We start from the raw sequence: 20,725 nt of genomic DNA on the forward strand, positions 1-20,725 counted from the left end.
GTAAGAATGGAATAATGGCTTTTAGGGGCGGCTCTTGTGGCCGCCCTGAAACCGGCAACATTGTTACTCTAAAACATTCGTCCCATAAGTCCTATACGTCCCATTTGTCCCATTTGTCCCATAAGACAAAAAACGATAAGGAAATAGAGTTTTTCGGCCAATACACAACCAACACCACACCATCATGGACAAACCGTCACACCACATTTTCGTTTGCGCGAGCTTCCGGGCGCAGGGCGCTCCGCAGGGCATGTGCCACAAGAAAGAGTCGCTGAACCTCATTCCCTACCTCGAAAGCGAGCTTGCCGACCGCGGCATGAGCGACGTGGCCGTATCCGCCACGGCCTGCCTGAACCTTTGCGAAAAAGGGCCGGTGCTGGTCGTCTATCCCGAAAACTTCTGGTACGGCGAAATCGACAGCGAGGACAAAGTGGATGAAATCCTCGACGCGCTCGAAGAGGGCGAAGCCTGCGAGGATCACATAATCAACTGAGCACTTCCTTCCCTTCAGGAAGCCGGGGGAAGCCGCCTTGCGTTAACTGGAAACGCAAGGCGTTTCCCCATTATTGTTGCCATTCGTTATTACTTTTAGTACATATCGAACAGCGTGTAACTCAAACAAAAAACGGCTCTTTTTTTACATGGCGTTATAACCTGAAATACTAAGCGATCGGTCGAATCGGTCGGATCAGTCCGATCTGACTGATCCGAAAAATCAACCACGACACATCACATGAAAAAAACGTCACTCATCGCTCTTTTGGCCCTGCTCTCCGCCACGGCGAATGCCCAGGATAATCAGGCCGACAGCGCATCACCGGAATACATTGCGCCCGAAATCACCGTCTCGGGCAAAAAAGGCGACCTCTTGCAAAACGTCACCGGCAAGGAGTCGGCGCTGCTCAACCCGTCGCAAATGTCGGTTTACAAGGTTATCAACATGATGCCCTCGATCAGCCAGCAGAGCGTCGATCCCTACGGGCTGGCCGACACCGTCAACTACCACGAGGCGTTCCGCTTCCGTGGCGTCGAGGCGACTGCGGGCAGCGCACCCGGCACGACAGCCAACGTCGAGGGGCTGCCCGTAACCGGAAGACCCGGCGGCGGCGCGACGATCTACGACCTCGAAAACTTCGAGAACATCGCGGTTTACAGCGGCGTCATGCCCGCCAACATCGGCCTCGGCATCGCCGACGTGGGCGGCAAAATCGACATGACGATCAAGCGTCCCGAAGAGAAGTTCGGCGTCACCTTCAAGCAGAGCGCCGGCAGCCACGACTTCAGCCGCACCTTCATGCGCATCGACACCGGCGAGCTCGGCGGCGGCTTCAAAGCGTTCGCTTCCGGCTCGACCAGCTACGCCGAAAAGTGGAAAGGGTACGGCGCGAGCAACCGCAACAACCTGATGTTCGGCGTGACCGAACAGTTCAGCGACAAGTTGAAACTCGAAGCGTTCGCGACGTACAGCAAGGGCAACATCCATCCGTACAAGGCGCTGAGTTACGATGAAATTCAGGATCTCGACAACGCCTACGACACCGATTACGGCAACGACCCGACGAAATACGACTACTACGGCTACAACAAAAACGAGTTTGAGGACTGGATGGTGATGGGCAACCTCGAAGTCAAAACCGGCGAACAGTCGAAACTCAACCTCAAACCCTACTACTGGAGCGACAAGGGCTACTACATGGAATCGATCACCGGCGGCAAAGTTCGCCGCTGGGACATCGATCACGGCCTCAAGGGAATCCTCGCCGAATACAATACGAAGCTCGGCAAGGTCGATCTCGATTTCGGCTACCTCTACCATACGCAAGAGCGTCCCGGCCCGCCGACCTCGTGGAAAAACTACACCGTCAGCGGAAGTACGCTCCAGCTCGGCGGCTGGGCGATCCTCTCCAACACTTCGAGCCACGAACTGCACGAGCCGTTCATCGAGGCGAAGTACCGCACCGGCGACTGGCTGCTCGAAGGCGGCGTGAAGTACGTCAACTACACCCTGCCATCGATTCTGACCTACGACACAACAGGAATCGGTGACGTCAGTTACGACGACGCGGTCGCCGCCGATCCTGCCATCGTCGCGGCCAAAAGCGCTGAATCGACGAAGAGCTTCAGCCGCCTCTTCCCCGACGTGACGATCACCCGAAGCATTGGAGACAATTCGTCGGTGCACCTGGCTTACGGCGAGAACTACGTCACTCACGTGGACATCTATCCCTACTTCATCTCGCAGTATGCCACCTTCCACGCCCACAACATTACGTTCCAGCAGCTCTGGGACGAACGGAAGATGGAGATTTCCCGCAACTTCGAGCTGGGCCTGAAGATGAACGGCAGCAACTGGAGCGTCTCGCCAACCGTTTATTACGCCATTCATAACAACAAGCAGGCCATCTTCCAGGACCCCGCCCTCGGCATCTCCTACCCGATGAACAACGCCAACGCCACAGGCTACGGCTTCGAACTCGAAGGTGAGTACAAGCCATCGAGCAAGCTGAAATGCTACGGCTCGTTCTCGTGGAACCGCTTCTGCTTCGATGAAAATATCCACTCCGAAACCGGCGCCCTGATCGATGTCAAAGGCAACCAGGCGCCCGACGCCCCGGAGTTCATGGCCAAAGGCATTGTCAGCTACACCATCGGCGAGTTCACGATTTCGCCGGTCGTCCGCTACTCCTCGGAGCGTTACGGCGACGTGCAGCACCAGCAGAAGATCGACGGCGCGACGCTCTGCGACCTCGATCTCACCTGGAGCAAGGCGATGCTCGGGTTCCGGAACGTTGACTGTTCGCTCTCGTTCATCAACCTGTTCGACAAAAAATACGTCAGCCTCATCAGCACGTCAGACTACAAAACCCTGAACAGCTCGTACCAGCCCGGAGCGCCATTTACGGTGGTTGCCTCGGTCGCGGTGCACTACTGACCGGCTTTTTCCCGAATGTGTTCTCCTTGTTCTTTCTCCGTTACACCCTCCCGGCGGCTGGTTCCCGCCGGGATTTATTCATCCGGTGTTCTATATTACCGTATGATTATTTATTGCAACGTAACGGACACCGCACGTGAGCACAACAAAAGACCCCATCGGCATCGAAGGTTCGATCTGGTTCCAGAAGTCCCAGAACCGCTTCCTCGGCGGCGACCGGATCGCCCTGCTTGAAAAGATCGACGAACTCGGCTCGATCAACAGCGCGGCCAAAGCCGCGGGCATCAGCTACAAGACTGCGTGGCACCTGGTGAACATGATGAACAACCTCTCCGAAAAACCGCTGGTTGACCGCATGACCGGCGGCAAGGGCGGCGGCGGCACCGTGCTCACCCGCGAGGGGCGGCAGGTGATCGAAAAGTACCGCATCGTGCAGGAGGAGCACCGCAAATTCCTCGAAAATCTCGAAGAGCGGCTCGGCGACACCGGCAACCTCTACCAGTTCCTGCGCCGGATTTCGATGCGCATCAGCGCCCGCAACACCTTCTCCGGCGTCATCACCGAACTGACCCGGGGCGCGGTCAACGCCGAAATCATCATCACGCTCAACGGCGGCCAACAGATCGTCTCGACCATCACCAACGGCGCGGTCGATAACCTCGGCCTGAAAACGGGCATGAGCGCCTACGCCATCGTCAAGTCCAGCTCGGTGATGGTGGGCCGCGACCTGCAAGGCAAAAAACTGAGCGCAAGGAACATCATCTGCGGCACCGTGCAACGGGTGATCGAAGAGGCGGTCAACAGCGAAATCGACCTCGAAATCGGCGGCGGCAATATCATCTCGGCCATCATCACCAAAACCAGCACCAGCAAACTCGACCTCAAAGAGGGCCAGCAAGCCTGCGCGATTTTCAAAGCTTCCGACGTAATTATTGGCGTGAACTGAGAAAAACACGGGTTATGCGGACTTGCCGGAAAAGTCCGAGCTTGTCCACAACTTCCACCAAAACTCACGTCCAACGCTATAACCGGAAAAACACAACGAAACTCATGCCCAAACACCTCAAAACGCTGCTTATCGCCCTTCTGCTCGCGTTGACCGCCGCCAATGCCTTTGCTGGCGAAATCCGCCTGTCGGCGGGCGCGGGGATGAAAGAGGCGCTCGACATGCTGTCGGGAAAGTTCGCGAAAACGCGTCCCGGAGCCAGTTTCATCAAAAACTACGCGGCTGCGGGCGCTCTGGCGATGCAGATCGAAAACGGCGCTCCGGCGGATGTCTATATTTCGGCGGATTCAAAATGGGTGGAGTACCTCAAGGCGAAAAAGCTGCTCGCTACGGCATGGGTTGCTCCGTTTGCCTGGAATGAAATCGTGGTGATTGGCGCTCCGTCGCGGAAAATTACGTCAATGCACGACCTGACGAAGCTTGGGCGAATAGCTCTCGGCAATCCGAGCAGCGCGCCCGCCGGTGAAATGGCGATGGAGGCGATCAAATCCGCAGGCCTCGAAAAGCAGCTTGCCGGAAAGCTGGTCATGACGCGCGACATGCCGCAAACCCTGATGTACGCCGAAACCGGCACGGTCGATGCCGCATTCGTGCACCAGACCGAAGCGCTGACGGCCAGAAAATCGAAAATCCTTTTCACTGTGCCGCACGCGCTCTACACCAGAACCCCCTTTACGATGGCGCTAACTCCAGGCGGCGCCTCCAACGCGGACGCGAAGGCGTTTTTCAACTACCTGAGAAGCACCGGAGCGAAAACGATTCTGAAGAAGCACGGGTATCTGATGCGGTAGCGTCAAAAGCACGGGGGTTCATGGCGCCCGGCCAGAGTGCGCAGGAACCTGTCGCCAGCATGACAAATCGCCTCTCGGGCTCGATACAGCGAGTGAAACCGGCGGCCTTCACCGGTTTGACTTCTGGAGAATATGGACTCGCTCAAGCATTCAGCATACGATGCACGGCGTCCAGAAGCGCTCTGATGGAAAACGGCTTCGGCAGAAAGTTATTATCATTGAGCGCGCCGTAACGATCGATGATTTCAGGAGCATAGCCTGACATGAACAGCGTTTTCAGTCCAGGGTTTTGAGCCTTCATTCTTGTGCTCAGTTCCACGCCGTTCATTCCCGGCAATATCACATCAGTCAGCAAGAGCCTGATATGCCCCAAATGGTTTTCTGCCACGGCAAGAGCCGATTGCCCCTCCTGTGCGGTCAGTACCGCATAGCCCTGCTGTTCGAGTATGTTTTCGACGAGAGAGCATATGTCGGGTTCATCCTCGACAAGGAGAATGAGATCCCGCTGAACAGCGGAAACCGGCTCCTGCTCAACGGAGAGACCCTCCCGCTTCGCATTGACGGCTGGCATGAACAGGGTGAACGCCGTCCCTTTTTCGGGTTCGCTCGTGCAATCGATGAAAAACTTGTTCTGCTTTGCGATGCCATAAATCACGGCAAGACCGAGACCGGTTCCTTGCCCCACTTCCTTGGTGGTAAAAAAGGGCTCGAAGATATGAGGAATGTCCTGTCGGCTTATGCCGCAGCCGGTATCGGTGAAGGTAAGCATGGTGTACTGGCCGGGCGTCTGGCATGGGCTGCCAGCGGCAATGTCGGACTTGCCGACGTGAACCATTCGGGTTTTGATGGTGATCGATCCATGACCTTTGATGGCATCACGGGAGTTAAGGCAGAGATTCAGGAGAATCTGGTCGAGTTGGACAGGATCGATGTAAATCGGGGATACGGGATCGGTTCGGTTGAAAACAATGCCGATATTTTCGCCAACCAGACCTTTCAGCATGGGCAGCACATCTTCGATGGAGTTGTTGATATCCACCATCCGTGGGGAAATCGGCTGCTTCCTGGCAAAAGTAAGCAGTTGGCTGGTCAGGCTCGCCGAACGCATGGCGGCTTTCAGGATCATCTCAAGTTCACCTCTCAGGACATTGTCCGGCGCGCGGTGGATGGATCGTTCGGCGGTGCCGATGATCACCGTGAGCATGTTGTTGAAATCGTGGGCAATGCCTCCGGCAAGCTGCCCGACGACCTCGATTTTCTGAGCCTCGATAAGGTTGGCCTGAAGGGCGGAGTTCTCTTCCTCGGCTTTTCGCTCACTGGTAATGTCCATGAGTACGACCTTGCATTCGGAGCCATCATCGCTGACGGTGGCGTCAACGCGGAGGATCCTTGGCAGTGAATCGCTCTGTTGCAGGCTGGTTTCGAAGCTTGCCGACCCGCCTTGCCGGAACAGGGCCTTCATGCAGGCATTGAAAGTCTCGATGTGGCCGGGTGCCAAAAAGCGGCTGAACGGACACCCTTTCAGCGCTCCACGCTCCTTGCCGATCAGGGTCGCCGCTTTCAGGTTGATTTCGCGTATGGCGCCATCAGGGGCCAGCGCCAGGTAACCCACCGGCGCGAAGTCATAGAGGCCGGAATAACGTTCGAGGCTCGCTTCAAGCTCTTGCCTGGCCTGCATCAGCTCCTCTTGCTGAAGCTCCAGCTCGATCTGGTGCACCGAAAGCTCATGGATGATACGACGCATCTCCTCCTCGGCGGGAAAGAGTTCCGGTGCATGGCGACGGCTTTGCTCAATCCGCTCTTCTGCCCTTTGTCGCAGTTCCGGAGAGTCATCCCGATATGGCTGGTGGGTATCCATGGCTTCCTTGCCGTTAGGTTTGCAGAGGCTCTGTTACTGCAAAATAGGTGTATGTTTCTGCGGATGATCCGTTAGCGCTATCAGCCACCGTTGTCATAGCGTGGGCGCTGACCCATCGACAGGTTTTTTCGGAGTGCGGTTTGATGCCAAGGACGATCTCGCCGGAAGGCTTGCCCGATCGAAGAGCAAGTGCCGAAGGAAACTCTTCGGGAGGGAGCGGCGTACCGTCCTGGCGCAGAAGGCTCGTCGGAAGTTCAGCAATCGTGCGGCCCTGCATCTCCTGCATCGAAATCCCGAAGAGCCGCCGGGCTTCACGATTGGCCATAACGATTCGCTCATCCGCCCCCTGGACGATCAACCCCTCCGGAATCGACTCCATAAGGAACGTAAACCGATGGCCGGTCACTTGCAGCTCTTTTTCATATTTTTTCGATGCCGTTATGTCAAAAAAGGTGATCACCAGGCCGTCGATCCGGTTTTCCAGCGTCCGGTAGGGCATGATCCTCACGTTGAACCAACTGTCGCCTGCGGCGGAACCGATGTTCTTTTCGGAAAAGATGAGGCTGTGCAATACCTCGCGGGCATCGCGGGCAAGCTCCGGATATTCGAGCGTGGTGACGATGTCGGTGATCGGTCGGCCAATATCTCCGGCTTTGAGCTTGATGATGCTGGTCGTCCGGTTGGTAAACCGCCGGATATTGAGCTTTTCGTCAAGAAACAGCGTTGCAATGTCGGTGCTGTTGAGCAGGTTTTTCATGTCGTTATTGGTCTGCGACAGATCGCTCACCTTCGACTGCAACTCCTGGTTGACGGTGTGCAGCTCCTCGTTGAGCGACTGCATCTCCTCCTTCGAGCTGGTCAGCTCCTCGTTGGTGCTTTGCAGCTCCTCGTTGGCCGACTGTATCTCCTCGTTGGTGGATTTAAGTTCCTCCTGCGAACTCTGCATCTCTTCGCGGATGGCCATGATTTCATCACGGGCCTCCTTCAGCTCCTGCTCCAGCACGGCGACATCGGCGTTACCTGGCGCCTCCCCTCTCTTTTTGCGGGCAGCCGATGATGCCGCAACCGCACAAGACTCCCTGAACACGGTCAGAATCAGGTCGCAAAGCGCTTCCGGCACTTTGAGCTGCTCGACAGTCAGGTCAACGACCTGTTTTTCTTGATTGCCCTCAATCACCACCCCTTTTTTCGTGACCGGCCCCTCCTGCCTGATGGCCGCGCCGAAGAGCAGATTCAGTTCATAGCCGAGCCCCTCCCTCGACATGGCGAAAATATTCCAGTTCGCCTTGCCTGCCGCCGGTTCGAGGTATTTGCCCGTCCGGCCGTTGATATAGATGATATCGCCCGACGGATTGGTCAGGACGGCCGCAGGGGTAAAATTGCGGATAAGGTACTGGTCAGCAAGCAACTGCAGGTTCATACCGTATGTGCTTTTTTTTGTTTCGGTTTCATGAAGGTTTGCCAACATCAGGGAGGTGTTGGAGAAGGCGGAGGGAAAATCGATACTTTTTGGACTGATGCTATGATGGAGCTGCCGGAAAATCCTGGCACTGAGGTCGAGTGGCTCAAAAAGATGGCCGTTGATGCCGATGGTTTCGGCTGAACCGAGGAAAAGCAGGCCGCCGGTATTCAAGCTGTAATGAAACAGCGGAATGAGCTTCTTTTGCAGCTCCGGCTTCAGGTAGATCAGCAGGTTGCGGCAGATGAGAATGTCGAGCTTCGTGAACGGCGGATCCATGATGATGTTGTGGGGAGCGAACACGATCAGCTCGCGAATCTCCCGCGACACCCGCCAGCCGCCCGTTTCGCTCTTCTCGAAGAAACGCCGGAGCCGCTGTTCGGAAACATCAGCGGAGATATTCGGCGGATAGACCCCGCTCCGGGCTTTTTCGATGGCATCCTTGTCGAGGTCGGTAGCAAAAATCTGGATATTGAAACTCCCGGCCAGCCTCTTCTCCTCGATCGCTTCCCTGAAAAGGATCGCCAGCGAATAGACCTCCTCGCCGGTCGAGCAACCCGCCACCCAGACGCGCAGCGTACCGCCGGTGGGGCGCTGAGCGAAAAGAGCCGGGAACCCTTTCATTTTCAGCGCCTCCCATGCCTTCGGATCGCGGAAAAAGCTGGTGACGCCGATAAGCAGTTCTTTGAAAAGAAGTTGGGTCTCCTGCTGGTTCTCCTGCATGAAGCGAATGTAGTCGGCAATCCGCTCTATCTGGTGGATGCCCATCCGGCGCTTGATACGGCGATAGAAGGTGTTCTCCTTGTAGAGGGAAAAATCGTGCCCCGTCCTTGCCCTGAGCAGGATCACCACCTTTTCAAGGGCGGTGAGGTCTTTGTTATCGATTGGAGAGTCGAGCTTGTGCGTTGCCGGGAGCTGCTTGAGGTACGCCTGGATTCTTGCGGGAAGCTCCTCGGCGGGGGCGACAATATCGGCCAGCCCCGCATCGATGGCGCTTCTGGGCATTCCGTCGAACTTTGCCGTAGCGGGATCCTGCACAAAGACGATGCCGCCCTTCTCCTTGATGGCGCGCAGGCCGAGTGTGCCGTCGGAACCCATGCCCGAAAGGATGACACCAACGGCGTGCTGGCGCAGGTCGTCGGCCATGGAGCGCAAAAAGAAGTCGATGGGATGACGCAATCCGCGAGGCTCCACCATGTCGAGCAGGTGCAGCGTTCCGTGAAGTAGCGACATATCCTTGTTCGGCGGAATGACATAGACATTGCCCGGCTTGATCTTGAGGCGGTCGGTGACTTCGGCGACGGGAAGCATGGTCACCCGCTGGAGCAGCTCCACCATGATGGCTTTGTGGGTAGGGTCGAGGTGCTGCACAACCACGATGGCCATTCCGCTGGAGGCCGGGATGTTTTTCAGGAATAGCTCGATGGCTTCAAGTCCGCCGGCGGATGCGCCGATGCCGATGACTGGAAAGATTTTTCCTTTTGGCGGGAGAGCCTCGTCTTTGCCGCTACGCTTGGCGGGATGAGGAGAGTCCGAAAGTGATTTTTTCATTGGGAAATTTTCCCGAGTTATAACTGTGCCGCCGCACGTCCCAGCCATCGAATTATTGCTACGGCCACTAAATTCGTCAATCGCTGGTTAAGAGAGAGTTCTGCGTGATGTCATTCCGAGCGGAGCGAAGAATCCAGAACTCTTTATTTTGTAATAAGATGGATTCTTCATTTCGCTTCGCTTCATTCAGAATGACAGACTGTTTTTCGAGCTTTCATTGCGATCTACTATGGCCGGGATAATAATATATCAGTTACATATCTGTTAATTCGTAAAATATACGCAACTTCATCAGCAAAGCCTTGCTTGCCACGAATGCCGGGTTGACATGGCATTTGAGTAGTAATCGACAGGCCTCCGCTTTTCAGAAGCTCAAAGACGCTTCCGGATTAAGGGCCGCACACAGGAGCGCCCCTGCAAGTCACGCATCGCCGCCGTTTTCCTCAGCTCGACAAACGCTCCACCGTGAACACGCCCTGCACTTTCCTCAGTTTGTCCATCAGCGTGTTGAGTTTGTCGGTGTTGCGGACGAAGATCATCAGGTTGCAGGTGAAGATGCCATCTTTGGCGTTCAGGGCGATGGTGCGGATGTTGGTGTCGAACCGGGAGATGACGCCGGTGATCTGGTTGGTCATGCCGATCTTGTCTTCGCCGACGATGCGAATGCCAGCGAGGAACTCCGTATCGAGCTTGCGGTTCCAGGCAACCGAGACGATCCGCTCGCTTTTTACGCTATTCTCGTTGGTGACGTTGACGCAGTTTTTGCGATGAATCTTGACCGTGCCCTCGGTGGCGACGAAGCCGATGATGTCGTCGCCCGGCACCGGATTACAGCATTTAGCGTAAGAGTAGGAGATATTGCTCAGGCCGGCGATGGTCACCTCGTCCTTCTGGTGGCTGAGGCGCTCCTGCGCCTCGCGGGCGATTTCGGCGAAATCCTTGTATGGAGTCTTGGCCTGGGCCGGAATTTCCTGCGCTTCACCGCTCCTGCCGTGCGGCTTGGTGATGCTCTCCATCACCTCTTCGCTGCTGATCTGCTGGTTGGCGAGCGCGCTGAAAAGGTCGGCGGGCGTCTTGATGCCATGCTTGCGGATCGCGTGAATGGCGTCGTTCTCGGTCAGAAGTTTTTTGGTTCCGGAGATCATCTTCTCCCAGATACCGCGTCCTTTCTCGATCTCCTGACGGCGCTCCTCGTTGATGGCCGCCCTGATCTTGAGCTTCGCGCGATGCGTCACCACGATCTTCAGCCAGTCCGCCTTCGGCTTCTGGCTCTTTGACGTAATCACCTCGACGCGGTCGCCCGACCGCATCTCGGCGTTCAGCCGCACGATCTTGCCGTTGACCTTCGCGCCGATGCAGCCGTTGCCAATCTCGGAGTGGATGGCGTAGGCAAAGTCGATCGGCGTGGCGCCGGCGGGCAGAATCTTCATGTCGCCCTTTGGCGTGAAGACGTAAATCTCGTCGTGGTAAAGGTTTAGCTTGAAACCCTCCATGAAAGCCGTGGCAGAGTCGGCGTCCTTGATCAGCTCGCGCGCCCACTTGAGGAAGGAATCGACCGCCGCGTCGTCCTTGGTGATCTTCTCCTTGTAGCGCCAGTGCGCCGCGACGCCGAGTTCGGCGAATTCGTGCATCCGGCGCGTCCGGATCTGCAATTCGATGACGTAACCTTTCGGCCCGATGATCGCCGAATGGAGCGACTGGTAGCCGTTATGCTTCGGAATCGAGATGTAATCCTTGAAGTGTTGCGGTATCGGGGGAAACTGCTGCGTAATGTAGCCGTAAACTGCAAAGCAGTCCGAAAGCTTGTCTGTATCGATGATAACGCGAATGCCGTAAAGATCGTGGATGTCATCGAACTCCTTGTTCTTCATCCGCATCTTGTTGTAAATCGAAAAAAGATGCTTGGCGCGGCCCTGCAACTCGACGGTGAATCCCTGCTTTTCGAGATCATCCTTGATCGGCGCGATCATCTTGTTGAGGTAGGCGACGCGCTCGTTCCTGCTGAGGCGCACCTTCTTGAGCAAAAAGGCGTACATCTCCGGATCGATATACTTGAGGGCGAGGTTCTCCAGATCGACCTTCATTTTACCGAGGCCGAACCGGTGGGCGAGCGGCGCGTAGATGTCGCGCGTTTCGAGCGCCATGCGCAGCCGACGATGCTCCGGCAAGGAGTCGAGAGTGCGCATGTTGTGCAGGCGGTCGCAGAATTTGATCAGGATGACGCGAATATCCTTGACCATCGAGAGCAGCATCTTGCGGAACCCTTCGGCCTCGGTGGTTTCGCGGTTGACCATGATTTCGGAAATCTTGGTCAGCCCTTCCACGATGTCGGCCACCTCCGCGCCGAGTTCGGCGGCGATGTCTTCGTAGGTGTAACCGCTGTCCTCGATGACGTCATGCAGCAACGCCGCCGCGACCGATACGCCGTCGAGTGGCAGCTCGGTGACGAGCAGTTTTGCCACCTCCACCGGATGGTAGAAGAACGGCTCGCCAGAGGCGCGTTTCTCCCCCTCGTGAGCGCGATAGCACATGAAAAACGCACGCTGGATGAGCGATTCGTCGTAGTTCTTGAGATTGGCCCGGCAGAGCCGCAGTATTTCGTGCAGTTTGGAGTAATGTTCCTGTTCTATCTGGGCCAGCATGGAGGTACGCTTCTCCGGAGTTGGAAATTGTTATCGTCTGATCTTCTAAACTATTATGATATGAAAACGGCGCTTCAGGTCAATACTTTTTACTCCGCCATTCGCCCGATTCGCTCCTGAAGCATCAGAATTTCGTCACGCAAATAGGCGGCTTTTTCGTAATCGGTCTCGGCGGCGGCCCGCTGCATTTCAACGTTCATCTCGGCGACCATCAGCACCACGTCGCTGCGGCTCATACTGTCGAGTACGCCGCGCAGTTCGAGTTCAGGGCGCTTCTGCAAACCGAGGCGCTTGCGGCGGTAGCGCTCCTCGGCGTCGGCGACGCTGGTGGTGTTGAGCACCTGATCGACCGACTTGATGATGGAGCGCGGCTCGATGCCATGCGTTTCGTTGTACTCCTGCTGGATGCGGCGACGACGGTCGGTTTCGTCGAGCACCTCGCGCATCGAATCGGTGATCTTGTCGGCGTAAAAAAGCACCAGCCCCTCGACGTTGCGCGCCGCGCGTCCGGCGATCTGCATGAGCGATTTGGCGTCGCGCAGGAACCCCTCCTTGTCGGCGTCGAGAATCGCCACCAGCGCCACCTCCGGCAGGTCGAGGCCCTCGCGCAGGAGGTTGACCCCCACCAGCACATCGATGTCGCCCGTGCGAAGTTCGCGCAGAATCTGCATCCGTTCGAGGCTCTTGATTTCGGAGTGCAGGTACTGCGAGCGCAGGCCGAGCTTGCGGAAGTAGGCGTGCAGGTCTTCGGACATGCGCTTGGTGAGCGTCAGCACCAGCGACTTTTGCCCCTTGGCGATGCGCTCCCTGACCCGCGCCAGCAGATGGTCGATCTGGCCACCGACCGGGTGCACCTCGATTTGCGGATCAAGCAGGCCGGTGGGCCGGATGAGCTGCTCGACCACCACGCCGCCGGAGCGCATCAGCTCGTGGGCGGAGGGCGTTGCCGAAACGCAGATCACCTGCGGCACCAGCTCCTCGAACTCCTCGAAACGCAGCGGGCGGTTGTCGAGCGCCGAGGGGAGCCGGAAGCCGTGCTCGACGAGCACCGTCTTGCGCGAGCGGTCGCCGCCGAACATGCCGCGAATCTGCGGCAGGGTGACATGCGACTCGTCCGCCACCACGAGGAAATCGTCGGGAAAGTAGTCGAGCAGGCACCACGGGCGCTCGCCCGGCTTGCGTCCGGCGATGTGGCGGGCGTAGTTCTCGATGCCGGAGCAGTAACCCAGCTCCTTCATCATTTCGAGATCGTAGCGAGTACGCTCTTCGAGCCGCTGCGCCTCCACGAGTTTGTCTTCGGCGCGAAGGGTGTTCAGCCGCCCCGCCAGCTCGTTCTCGATGGCAAGCATCGCCACCTCAAGCTTTTCTCTGTCGGCCACGAACTGCCGCGCCGGATAGACGAAGGCGTACTCATCGCTCCCGATGATTTCGCCGCTTTTCGGATCGAAGGTCTGGATGGAGTCGATCTCGCTGCCGAAAAATTCGATGCGCAGCGCCAGCTCCTCGTGGCCCGGCGCCAGGTCGATCACGTCGCCGCGCACCCGGAACCGCCCCGGCGAGAGATCGACGTCGTCGCGGAAGTAGTGCAACGACACCAGCTTTTGCAGGAACTCGTCGCGCTCCAGCTCCATGCCCTGCCGCAACTCGACGATCTGCGACATCCAGTCTTCCGGCGAACCGAGGCCGTAGATGCAGCTCACCGAGCTGACCACGATCACGTCGTTCCGCCCGCTGAGCAACGCGCTGGTCGCCCGCAGCCGGAGCCGCTCGATCTCGTCGTTGATCTTCATATCCTTGGCGATGTATTTGTCCATCGACGGGATATACGCCTCGGGCTGGTAAAAATCGTAGTAACTGATGAAGTATTCAACCGCGTTGTGCGGAAAGAACTGCTTCAGCTCGCCGTAAAGCTGGGCGGCGAGGGTCTTGTTGTGACTCAACACCAGCGTGGGGCGATTGATCTGTGCAATGACGTTCGAGACCGTGAAGGTCTTGCCGGAACCGGTGACGCCGAGCAGCGTCTGCCAGCGGTCACCCCGCAACACCCCCTCGGTCAGCGCTTTGATCGCCCCAGGCTGGTCGCCCGTAGGGCTGTATGGGCTTGCAAGCCCGAACTCTCCAACTCTCTTTCCTTCTCCAAAAATCATAGATGCGAAACCTCCAGCAATGCTCGATACCGTTGATAATAGCCATTACAAGAACTAATTACGCCTGCTGTTAGTTCTTGAGGCCAATCCGCCATGAGTATGACGCGCCCGGCGCGCCCGCCGGTTTTTTAACGTCACTTTGCCGGAATTTTCGTAATGTAGGGTTTTGTTTGAACCGGAACGAGCGGCTGGAACCATGATCGGGCTGATTCTTTCTATGACCACCATGAAGAACTATGTCCAACGGCTCATTACTGAAATCAACGGGCAGAGTGCTCGCCATCGGGCTTGCGCTGCTCCATCTCATCTCCTGTACATCCATTATGACTGAAAACAATACGAACCTGAAAGAAAATTATTCATACACCACCGTCCCCGGCGACTCGCTTCGCGCGCGGATTTACACGCTGAAAAACGGCCTCACCGTGTTTATGAGTCCCTACCACGACGAGCCGCGAATCTACACCTCCATCGCCGTGCGGGCGGGCAGCAAGAACGACCCCGCCGAAACCACCGGCCTGGCGCACTACCTCGAGCACATGCTCTTCAAGGGCACCGACTCCATCGGCTCGCTCGACTATGCGAAGGAGCACACCGAACTCGAAAAGATCATCGAGCTGTACGAAAAGTACCGCGCCACGAGCGATCCCGAACACCGCGCGGCGATCTACCGCGACATCGACAGCATCTCGAACGTCGCGGCGCAGTTCACCGTGCCGAACGAGTACGACAAGCTGCTCAACACTATCGGCGCGAAGGGCACCAACGCCTACACCTGGGTGGAGCAGACGGTCTATATCAACGACATTCCCTCCAACGAACTCGACCGCTGGCTCACCATCGAGGCGGAGCGCTTCCGCAATCCGGTGATGCGTCTGTTCCACACGGAGCTGGAAACCGTGTATGAAGAGAAAAACATGACGATGGACAGCGACAGCCGCAAGCTGTGGGAGGAGCTGTTCGAGGGACTGTTCACGAAGCACACCTATGGCACCCAGACCACCATCGGCACTGCCGAGCACCTGAAAAAGCCGTCGATCAAGAATGTCATCGACTACTACCGGTCGTGGTACGTGCCGAACAACATGGCGATCTGCATCGCGGGCGACTTCGATCCCGACGAAACGATCCGCCTGATCGACCAGAAGTTCTCGAAGCTCGAACCGAAAGCGGTGCCGGAGTTTCATCCGCCGGTCGAACCCGAGATCACCGCGCCGGTCGTCAAGACCGTCACCGGCCCGGAGGCCGAAGAGCTGGTGCTCGGCTTCCGCTTCGGCGGCGCGGATTCGCGCGACGCCGACATGCTGTCGCTCATCGACAAGATTCTCTTCAACCAGACCGCCGGCCTGATCGACCTGAACCTCAACCAGCAGCAGAAGGTGCTCGAAGGCGGCTCGATGCTGGTGCTGATGAAGGATTACTCGGCGCACATCCTCAGCGCCAAGCCGCGCGAAGGCCAGAGCCTCGACGAGGTGAAGGCGCTCTTGCTCGAACAGCTCGACCTGGTCAAAAAGGGCGAGTTCCCCGACTGGCTCGTGACGGCGGTCATCAACGACCTCAAGCTCGAAGAGCTGAAGGCGTGCGAGTCGAACCGGGGCCGCTCCGAGGCGTTCGTTGACACCTTCGTCTGGGGCATGGCCTGGGAGCGACAGGTCAACCGCTTCGAGCGCCTCGAAAAGATCACGAAGGCGGAGATCGTCGAGTTCGCGAAACAACACTACGGCAAGAACTACGTCGCCGTCTATAAAAAGCACGGCCAGCGCAAGAGCGAGGCGAAAATCCAGAAGCCGCAGATTACGCCGATCAAGGTCAACCGCGACCGCTCGTCGGCGTTCGCCGAAAAGCTGCTCGCCCAGAAAAGCGGCGAAGTGCAGCCCGTGTTCGTCGATTTCAGGAAGGACATCGGTTACTACGACCTCACCCCGAAGATCAGCCTCAACTACGCGCAGAACAGGGAGAACGAGCTGTACAGCCTCTACCTGATGTTCGACGCCGGCTCGAACCAGAACCGCAAGATCGACACGGCGCTCGACTACCTCTCGTACCTCGGCACCTCGCGCCTTTCGCCCGCTGAGTTCAGCCAGGAGCTGTACCGCCTCGGCGCGGAGTTCACGGTGCTGACTTCGGATGACTACGTTTACCTGAAGCTCTCCGGCCTCAAGGAGAACTTCCCGCAGGCGATCGCGCTGCTCGACGAGCTGTTGCGCGACGCGCAGCCAGACGCTCCGGCGCTTGAAAAGCTCAAGGAGGGCATCGGCAAGGAGCGCGACGACGAGAAGCTCTCGAAGCGTAAAATCCTCTTCGAGGCGATGGTCAACTACGGCAAGTACGGGCCGAACTCGCCATTCACCAACGTCTTGAGTGACGAGGAGATCGACCGCCTCACCCCCGAAGAGCTGCTCGGCGAGATCAAAAAGTTCATGAACTACCGTCACCGCGTACTCTACTACGGCCCGGACTCGCCCGAAACGCTGATGACGGAGCTGCGCTCCATGCGCCACTTCGGCCAGGCGTTCCTGCCGGTGCCCGTGACAGACCCCTTCGTGGAGCTCGAGACTGCGAAAAACCACGTCTATGTGGTCGATTACGACATGACCCAGGCCGAAATCATCATGCTGTCGCGGGGCGAGGGGTACGACGCCACGCAGGTGCCGCTGGTCACGCTCTTCAACGAATACTACGGCGGCGGCATGTCATCGGTGGTGTTCCAGGAGATGCGCGAGGCCAAGGCGCTCGCCTACTCGGTCTTTTCGGTTTACCGCCTGCCGAAGGAGAAGGATCGCCACAGCTACCTCTTCAGCTACATCGGCACCCAGTCGGACAAGCTGCCCGAAGCGCTCGAAGGGTTCGGCGAGCTGATGCGAAAGCTGCCCGAATCGCCGGAGCTGTTCGCCTCGGCCAAGGCGGGCATCGACCAGAAAATCCGCACGGAGCACCTCACCAAGGGCGACGTGCTCTTCGCCCACGAAGAGGCGCGGCGCCTCGGCCTCGACCACGACATCCGGCAGGATGTCTTCCGCGAAGTGCCCGGCATGGAGTTCAGCGACATCGAGCAGTTCCACGAAACCCGCTTCCGCGACAAGCCGCAGATCATGCTGGTGCTCGGCAAAAAGGAGCAGCTCGATCTCGACACGCTCCGCAAGTACGGCGACATCAGCTTCCTGACGCTCAGGGAGATTTTCGGCTACTGAGAGGGAGTTCGGCCACATGAGCGACGAAAGAGCGACAGCGGACGAAACGGGCAGCCGGGTGAATCGACCACCGAAGCTGCCCGGCCCGGGCAAATTCACGATCATCGATCGCTACATCGCCCGGCAGTTTCTGACGATTTTCCTGTTCTCGCTGGCGAGCTTCGCCGCGCTGTTCATCATCATCAACCTGGTCGAAAATCTCGACCGCTTCATGGACCGGCAGATTCCGTTCGACAGAATCGTCATTTTCTACCTCAGTGGCCTGCCGGACACCTTTCTGCTGACCTCGCCGCTCAGTGCTCTGCTCGCATCGCTTTTCGTGACCGGCAAGCTCTCGATGCAGAGCGAGCTGCCCGCGCTCAAATCGGCGGGTATGAGCCTGTCACGCCTGATGAAGCCGTTTCTTGTCGTGACGCTCGCGATCACGGCGTTCAACACGGTCAACTCCTGCTTCATCGCTCCAGCGATGTACGACTGGTCAAAGGGATTCGAGAAGCGCTACCTGAAAAAACAAAAAAACAACGACGCAGAGCCGCTGCATATCCGGGAATCGAAGAACCGCATCCTGACCGTCGCCGAGATCGGCTCCGACCGCAAAAGCGCGAAAACCGTTTCGCTCGAAACCTTCAACGGAAGCCAGATCGTCGAACGCCTCGACGCCGACTCGCTTCGCATCATCACCCGCGAAAAGTACTGGATTTTTTACAACGCGAAGCAGCGCACCTTCTCGAACGGCATCGAAACCCTCGCCACGAGGCCGGGTGCGGACACCCTGAAGCTCTCGCTGGCGACCAATACGTTCAAGATGATCGACACCGATCCGGATGAAATGAACATCGTGCAGCACTTCGATTTCATCTGGCAGAAAGCGCACTCCGGGCTTCCGGGACTCGAAAAGACGACGGTCAAGCTGCACACCAAACTCGCCCTGCCGCTGGCCAGCATGATCATTGTGATGATCGGCGTACCGCTCTCCTCGAAGAAAAAGCGCAGCGGCCTGGCGGTGGAGGTCTCCATCAGCCTGCTCATCGGCCTCTCCTATCTCGGAATGCTCCGAACGATCGGCAGCCTCGGCTACGACGGACTGCTCAATCCCGTGCTCGCCGCCTGGCTGCCCGACCTTCTTTTCATCATTGCCGGTGCCTTCCTGTACCGGTCAGCCGACCACTGACGCCATGCTCCAGCCGCCCGTCATCGCGCTCATGACTGACTTCGGCCTCGAAGACGCCTTCGTCGGCGTCATGAAAGGAGTGATCGCCACCATCTGCCGCAGCGCCCGCGTCATCGACCTCACCCACGCCATCAGCGCCCAGAACGTCCGGCAGGCAGCCTTCCACCTCGACCGCTCCATCGACTATTTTCCGGACGAGACGATCTTCGTCTGCGTCGTCGATCCCGGCGTCGGCACCGCCCGCAGAGCCATCGGCGTCCAGGCCGGGCCACACCGCTTCGTCGCGCCGGACAACGGCCTGCTCACGCCGATCTTCGAGCGCTGGCCCGATGCGCGATGCCACGAACTGACGAACGCGACTTACCAGCTCCCCGACAAAAGCGCCACCTTCCACGGCCGCGACCTCTTCTCCCCCGCCGCCGCGCACCTCGCCACCGGAATCCCGCTCGAAGCCTTCGGCCCCGCGATTAACGTTGCGGAGTGCTCAAAGATCGAGCTATGGAAAAACCGCCATTTGGAGGATGGAAAAGGGTGGCAAGGCGAAATCATCGCCACCGACCACTTCGGCAACCTCATCACCTCCTTTGAAGCCGGGATGATTGCGGACGGCGGGGACTGGCACGTCAAGGTCGGCAACGCCGAGCCACTGCGAATCGTCCGAACCTACGGCGAAGTCGAGCAGAGCAAACCCCTCGCCTACATCGGCAGTAGCGGAATGATCGAAATCGCCATCCGCAACGGCAATGCACGCGCGGAGCTGGGAGTTGAGGAAGGAGATGCGGTGGTGGTAAGGCAGATGAATTCGTAGGGGCGAACCTGCGTGTTCGCCCAATAATTAGGGCGTACGCCATGCGCCCCGACAATTGGGGAATGGTCAGGCACGGGGGGCTGCCCCTACTGAAAATCATCCTTCCCGACTTATACGTCCCATACGACCTATCCGTCCTATCTGACCTATTATTTTTCATAAAACACCAAAGCCGGCGAAACTGCTTGCCGGCTTTGATGAATTGGTATGTCGTCGCTGAATCTCAGCTTCCGATGTACTCTTTGAGCACCTTGTTGTAGGCGGACTGGCGGAGGCGGCGGATCGCTTTTTCCTTGATCTGGCGGACTCGCTCACGGGTGAGCTTGAACTTTTCGCCGATCTCTTCCAGCGTGAGCGGGTTGTCCATGCCGATGCCGAAGTAGGAGCGGATGACGTCGGCTTCACGCGGCGCAAGAACGGAGAGCGAACGCTCGACTTCGAGCGTGAGCGAGTCGCGGTTCAGGCCGTGGTCGGGCATGTGACCGTCGTTCTGCAACACGTCGAGCAGGCGGTTGTCGTCACCCTGCGCGAAAGGCGCATCGACCGAAACGTGGCGTCCGGCGATCTTGAGCGTGTCGGCAACGTCCTGCGAGTCCATGTCGAGCAGGTTGGCAAGCTCCTTGGTGTTGGGGTCGCGCTCGAACTCCTGTTCGAGCTGGCTGTACGCCTTGCTGATCTTGTTGAGCGTACCGACACGGTTGAGCGGCAGACGCACGATTCTGGACTGCTCGGCGAGCGCTTGCAGGATAGACTGCCGTATCCACCACACGGCGTAGGAGATGAACTTGAAGCCTCGGGTTTCGTCGAACCGCTTGGCCGCCTTGATCAGGCCGAGGTTTCCCTCGTTGATCAGGTCGCCGAGAGTCAACCCCTGATTCTGATACTGCTTGGCCACCGAGACCACGAAACGGAGGTTGCCCTTGATGAGCTTGTCGAGCGCCCGCTTGGCCCGCCGATACTCGACGGTATCGACCGGCATGTCGTAGCCTTCCTTGATGGCCATCGTCAGCTTTACCTCGTCTTCGGCCGTCAAAAGATCGTACTTGCCAATCTCCTGAAGGTAACGGTCGAGGGAGAGGCTCTCCCTGTTGGTAATTTGTTTACTTATTTTCAACTGCTTCATGAATTGATCCTCGTTCGAACTTCATGACACTATCAAGGATGACACA

The 20,725-nt window shown here is 57.9% G+C and carries 12 protein-coding genes; 7 read left to right on the top strand and 5 right to left on the bottom strand.

Annotated elements, in window-relative coordinates; genetic code table 11:
* Positions 1–184: 184 nt before the first annotated feature.
* The 4 genes from FGF66_RS07865 to modA all read left to right on the top strand — a co-directional run bounded on the left by FGF66_RS07865 (position 185) and on the right by modA (position 4,729).
* Positions 185–493: a (2Fe-2S) ferredoxin domain-containing protein gene (locus FGF66_RS07865; protein ID WP_129052346.1), complete on the top strand. Its 309-nt coding sequence runs from the start codon at positions 185–187 to the stop codon at positions 491–493.
* A gap of 240 nt (positions 494–733) precedes the next feature.
* The gene (locus FGF66_RS07870; RefSeq protein ID WP_139457111.1) at positions 734–2,932 is read left to right on the top strand and encodes a TonB-dependent receptor; all 2,199 of its coding nucleotides are present in this window, start codon (positions 734–736) and stop codon (positions 2,930–2,932) included.
* A gap of 136 nt (positions 2,933–3,068) precedes the next feature.
* Positions 3,069–3,878 carry a TOBE domain-containing protein gene (locus tag FGF66_RS07875; RefSeq protein WP_139457112.1) on the top strand — a complete coding sequence of 270 codons (810 nt, stop codon included), beginning with the start codon at positions 3,069–3,071 and terminating at the stop codon, positions 3,876–3,878.
* Between the two features lie 104 nt (positions 3,879–3,982).
* Positions 3,983–4,729, top strand: coding sequence for a molybdate ABC transporter substrate-binding protein (gene modA / locus FGF66_RS07880; RefSeq protein WP_139457113.1), 747 nt, complete (start codon positions 3,983–3,985; stop codon positions 4,727–4,729).
* 142 nt (positions 4,730–4,871) lie between these two features.
* Here the strand turns inward: modA and FGF66_RS07885 are convergent, their stop codons facing one another.
* From FGF66_RS07885 to uvrB, 4 genes are all read right to left on the bottom strand, one after another.
* On the bottom strand, positions 4,872–6,587 hold the full coding sequence (locus FGF66_RS07885; protein ID WP_139457114.1) for a response regulator: 1,716 nt from the start codon (positions 6,585–6,587) through the stop codon (positions 4,872–4,874).
* A gap of 13 nt (positions 6,588–6,600) precedes the next feature.
* The gene (locus FGF66_RS07890; protein ID WP_139457115.1) at positions 6,601–9,597 is read right to left on the bottom strand and encodes a chemotaxis protein CheB; all 2,997 of its coding nucleotides are present in this window, start codon (positions 9,595–9,597) and stop codon (positions 6,601–6,603) included.
* 443 nt (positions 9,598–10,040) lie between these two features.
* The gene (locus tag FGF66_RS07895; protein WP_139457116.1) at positions 10,041–12,239 is read right to left on the bottom strand and encodes a RelA/SpoT family protein; all 2,199 of its coding nucleotides are present in this window, start codon (positions 12,237–12,239) and stop codon (positions 10,041–10,043) included.
* Between the two features lie 89 nt (positions 12,240–12,328).
* Positions 12,329–14,386 carry an excinuclease ABC subunit UvrB gene (gene uvrB / locus FGF66_RS07900; protein ID WP_139457117.1) on the bottom strand — a complete coding sequence of 686 codons (2,058 nt, stop codon included), beginning with the start codon at positions 14,384–14,386 and terminating at the stop codon, positions 12,329–12,331.
* A gap of 323 nt (positions 14,387–14,709) precedes the next feature.
* Between uvrB and FGF66_RS07910 the strand changes: the two genes are divergently transcribed.
* The 3 genes from FGF66_RS07910 to FGF66_RS07920 are packed head-to-tail and all read left to right on the top strand — an operon-like array spanning position 14,710 to position 19,556.
* Positions 14,710–17,577: a M16 family metallopeptidase gene (locus FGF66_RS07910; RefSeq protein WP_139457118.1), complete on the top strand. Its 2,868-nt coding sequence runs from the start codon at positions 14,710–14,712 to the stop codon at positions 17,575–17,577.
* Between the two features lie 16 nt (positions 17,578–17,593).
* Entirely contained in the window at positions 17,594–18,748 is a 1,155-nt protein-coding gene (locus FGF66_RS07915) for an LptF/LptG family permease (RefSeq protein WP_139457119.1), read from the top strand.
* Between the two features lie 4 nt (positions 18,749–18,752).
* Entirely contained in the window at positions 18,753–19,556 is an 804-nt protein-coding gene (locus tag FGF66_RS07920; RefSeq protein ID WP_139457120.1) for an SAM hydrolase/SAM-dependent halogenase family protein, read from the top strand.
* A gap of 223 nt (positions 19,557–19,779) precedes the next feature.
* Here FGF66_RS07920 and FGF66_RS07925 read toward each other — a convergent pair whose 3' ends face one another.
* On the bottom strand, positions 19,780–20,679 hold the full coding sequence (locus tag FGF66_RS07925; protein WP_139457121.1) for a sigma-70 family RNA polymerase sigma factor: 900 nt from the start codon (positions 20,677–20,679) through the stop codon (positions 19,780–19,782).
* Positions 20,680–20,725 lie beyond the last annotated feature (46 nt).

Source organism: Chlorobaculum thiosulfatiphilum (genome assembly GCF_006265165.1).
Classification (GTDB): domain Bacteria; phylum Bacteroidota; class Chlorobiia; order Chlorobiales; family Chlorobiaceae; genus Chlorobaculum; species Chlorobaculum thiosulfatiphilum.

Excerpts from the sequence above, each read along its gene's own strand:
- FGF66_RS07865 (WP_129052346.1), top strand. The coding sequence starts at position 185 with ATGGACAAACCGTCACACCACATTTTCGTTTGCGCGAGCTTCCGGGCG.
- FGF66_RS07870 (WP_139457111.1), top strand. The coding sequence starts at position 734 with ATGAAAAAAACGTCACTCATCGCTCTTTTGGCCCTGCTCTCCGCCACG.
- modA (WP_139457113.1), top strand. The coding sequence starts at position 3,983 with ATGCCCAAACACCTCAAAACGCTGCTTATCGCCCTTCTGCTCGCGTTG.
- FGF66_RS07885 (WP_139457114.1), bottom strand. The coding sequence starts at position 6,587 with ATGGATACCCACCAGCCATATCGGGATGACTCTCCGGAACTGCGACAA.
- FGF66_RS07890 (WP_139457115.1), bottom strand. The coding sequence starts at position 9,597 with ATGAAAAAATCACTTTCGGACTCTCCTCATCCCGCCAAGCGTAGCGGC.
- FGF66_RS07895 (WP_139457116.1), bottom strand. The coding sequence starts at position 12,239 with ATGCTGGCCCAGATAGAACAGGAACATTACTCCAAACTGCACGAAATA.
- uvrB (WP_139457117.1), bottom strand. The coding sequence starts at position 14,386 with ATGATTTTTGGAGAAGGAAAGAGAGTTGGAGAGTTCGGGCTTGCAAGC.
- FGF66_RS07910 (WP_139457118.1), top strand. The coding sequence starts at position 14,710 with ATGACTGAAAACAATACGAACCTGAAAGAAAATTATTCATACACCACC.
- FGF66_RS07915 (WP_139457119.1), top strand. The coding sequence starts at position 17,594 with ATGAGCGACGAAAGAGCGACAGCGGACGAAACGGGCAGCCGGGTGAAT.
- FGF66_RS07920 (WP_139457120.1), top strand. The coding sequence starts at position 18,753 with ATGCTCCAGCCGCCCGTCATCGCGCTCATGACTGACTTCGGCCTCGAA.
- FGF66_RS07925 (WP_139457121.1), bottom strand. The coding sequence starts at position 20,679 with ATGAAGCAGTTGAAAATAAGTAAACAAATTACCAACAGGGAGAGCCTC.